This window comes from Bradyrhizobium sp. (assembly GCF_049581145.1).
GTDB lineage: Bacteria > Pseudomonadota > Alphaproteobacteria > Rhizobiales > Xanthobacteraceae > Bradyrhizobium.
Genome location: NZ_JBAURI010000789.1, coordinates 1 through 3,443, shown reverse-complemented (window position 1 = coordinate 3,443; position 3,443 = coordinate 1). Strand labels below are relative to the sequence as shown.

Below are 3,443 nucleotides of genomic sequence, written 5' to 3'. Positions count from 1 at the left end.
CCCGGGATCAGCGCGAGATTACGGCGGCGGCTTGGACGACGACGTAAAACGCATCCTGAAAGCCACGGAAAGCGTTGCCCATCTGCAGGCCGGAGCAACGGCGCACCAATGACGATCGATCGGCCGTCTGCTTTTCGGCATGGATGCGCCAAAATCCCACCGACCTTGTGCACGATCTTGCAAAAATTGCGGGCTTTTGCGGGCAAAACATCCTTCGATGGTGCAATGCCGCCACAGCCGGGAGCTTTATCGACGATCGCGCGTTATCGCCACGATTGCGCGCCAGTCGCCGATCAGAATCGGGTCGTTGCCTACGAAGGGTTTGGTCATGCGATTAGTAAGATCGATTGCAGAGTTGGTTGTAAGATCGATCACAGCATTGGTGTCAGCCGCGGCGATCGGTTGCTCGATGTTTGCATTTGGCTGGGTCGGCCTGGCGTTGCTCGGCTTCTAGGCGATCGAATCGAGACGATTCGATCGTCTCGGACGCGGCGTTGCGTCATGCGGTCGATGTCTCTCTGTCGCCGATCGGGGCTTCAGTTTGGCCGCATCGACGACGACCCTGCTGCCGGCTCGCTTCGTCGCATCCTGTTGCTCCAATGCCGGAAGCGGTCGAGATAGAGATAGACGACGGGTGTGGTGTAGAGCGTCAGGATCTGGCTCAGCACCAGTCCGCCGGCGATTGCGATGCCGAGCGGCCGACGGAACTCGCTGCCTTCGCCCATCCCGATCATCAGCGGCACCGCTCCGAGCAGCGACGCCATGGTCGTCATCATGATCGGCCGGAAGCGCAGCATGCAGGCCTCGAAGATCGCATCCGCCGGCGACAGGCCGCGGATGCGCTCGGCGTCGAGGGCGAAATCGATCATCATGATGGCGTTCTTCTTCACGATACCGATCAGGAGGATCACCCCGATCATCGCGATGATGTCGAACTCGCTGTGAAACAGCATCAGCGCCAGAATCGCGCCGACCCCGGCCGAGGGCAGCGTGGACAGGATCGTCAGCGGATGCACGTAGCTCTCATAGAGCATGCCGAGCGAGATGTAGATCGTCGCGAACGCGGCGAGGACGAGATAGGGTTCGCTGGCGAGCGATTCCTGAAAGAACTTCGCGGCGCCCGCGAACGAGCCGCGGATGGTCGGCGGAACCTCGATCCTGGTCATGGTCTGTTCGATCGTCGCAACCGCGCTACTCAGCGAGACGCCGGGCGGCAGGTTGAACGAGATCGTGTTAGCGACCAGTAGCCCCTGATGGTTGACCACGAGCGCGGTCTCGCCCTGGCCGAAGCGGGCGATGGTGGAAAGCGGAATCATCGTCTCCTGACCGGTCGAGACCGCGGTCCCGGTCGATGCTCCGCCCTTGCCGGTGGCCCCGATCGAGTTGGTCGCGAGATTGCGGACCGCATTGGCCGCGACCGAATTGAGCGACAAGGTTTGAGTGGAGGATACGACGGTCCCCGCCGCCGCATTGGTGGTCTGCGAACCGCTGGCCGATCCGCCCGACGTCGAGACATAGACATCCCGCAGCGTCTGCGGATCCTGCCAGTACTCGGGCGCGACCTCCATGATGACGTGGTACTGGTTGCGCGCCACATAGATGGTCGAAACCTGGCGCTGGCCGAACGCATCGTACACCGTGTTGTCGATCTCGCTGACCGTGATGCCGAGGCGCGCGGCGGTATCGCGGTCGATGATCATGCTGGTCTGCAGGCCCTTGTTCTGCTGATCGCTGCTGACGTCGGTCATCGTCGGCACGGCCTGAAGCGCGGCGACGATCTTCGGCGTCCACTGGTTCAGCTCGGCCGATGTCGAGCCCTGCAGCGTGTACTGATACTGGGCGTTGCCCGAACGTCCGCCGGTGCCGAGATCGCCGACCGCCTGCAGGATCAGCGTGGCGCCCGGCACCGCCGCGAGCTCGCCGCGCAGCCGGCCGATCACCTGATCGGCGGACAGCTTGCGCTGATGCAGCGGCTTGAGCGAGACGAATACGGTGCCGGAGTTGGTCGAGCCGCCGCCGGGTCCGATGCCCCCGCCGGTGAAGCCGACGGCGATGTCGACCGCGGGATCGTTCTTGACGATGTCGACGAACCGCGTGAGCTTCTGCTGCATCAGCTGGAACGAGATGCTCTGGTCGGCCTGGATCGATCCGATCAGCAGCCCGGTGTCTTGCTGCGGCACGAAGCCCTTCGGCACGACGGCGTAGAGATGGAAATTCAGGGCCAGCACCGCGGCCAGCACCAGCATCACCAGGCGGGGATGACGCAGCGCCACGGTGAGCGTGCGCCGGTAGAAGTTCAACAGTGCCTCGAATACGCGTTCGCTGACGCGATAGATCCGTCCGTGCGACCGCGCACGCTCGCCGCGCAGCAGCACCGCGCACATCATCGGGGTCGTCGTCAGCGACGCCACCAGCGAGATCACGATCGCAACCGTGATGGTGACGGCGAATTCGCGAAACAGCCGGCCGACCAGCCCGCCCATCAGCAGGATCGGCACGAACACCGCGATCAGCGACACGCTCATCGACAGCACGGTGAAGCCGACCTCCCTGGAGCCCTGCAGCGCCGCCTGCAGCGGCGACTGACCGGCATCCAGGTAACGGGTGATGTTCTCCAGCACCACGATGGCGTCGTCGACCACGAACCCGGTCGCGACCGTGAGCGCCATCAGCGAGAAGATGTTGAGACTATATCCAAGCAGGTACATCACGGCGAAGGTCGCCACCACCGATACCGACACCGCGACCACCGGGATCAGCGTGGCGCGCGCGCTCCTGAGGAACGCGAACACCACCAGGATGACGAGCACCATGGCGATGACGAGCGTGATCTCGACATCCCTGAGCGAGGCGCGGATCGTGGTCGAACGGTCGACCGCGAGCTTGATGTCGATCGCCGGCGACACCGACGCCCGCAATTGCGGCATCACCGCCTTCACCCGGTCGACCATCCCGATGATGTTGGCGCCGGGCTGCCGGTAGACGATCATCATGACCGCGCGCTTGCCATTGGCAAGCCCGAGATTGCGCAGGTTCTCCACGGAATTGAGCACCTCGCCGACGTCGTCAAGCCGCACCGCCGCGCCGTTGCGATAGGCGACGACCAGCGATTTGTAGTCCTCGGCCCTGGAGGCCTGGTCGTTGGCGTAGATCTGGTAGCGCTGGCTGCCGACGTCGATGCCTCCTTTCGGACTGTGGGCATTGGCGCTGCCGAGCGCGGCGCGGACGTCTTCCAGGCCGATGCCGTATTTGTAGAGCGCGGACGGCGTGAGCTCGACGCGCACCGCGGGCAGCGATCCGCCGCTGACGCTGACTTCGCCGACGCCCTCGACCTGCGACAATTTCTGCGCCAGCACGGTCGAGGCGGCGTCATACAGTTCGGCCGGCACCAGCGTATCGGATGTCAACGTGTAGATCAGGATCGGCGCCGACGCGGGATTGAA

General features: G+C 64.0%; 1 protein-coding gene. It reads right to left on the bottom strand.

Going from position 1 to position 3,443, the window contains the following annotated elements; genetic code table 11:
- Positions 1–536: 536 nt before the first annotated feature.
- The coding region (locus tag WCB02_RS26045; RefSeq protein ID WP_423962636.1) for an efflux RND transporter permease subunit at positions 537–3,443 on the bottom strand (2,907 nt) is incomplete at its 5' end.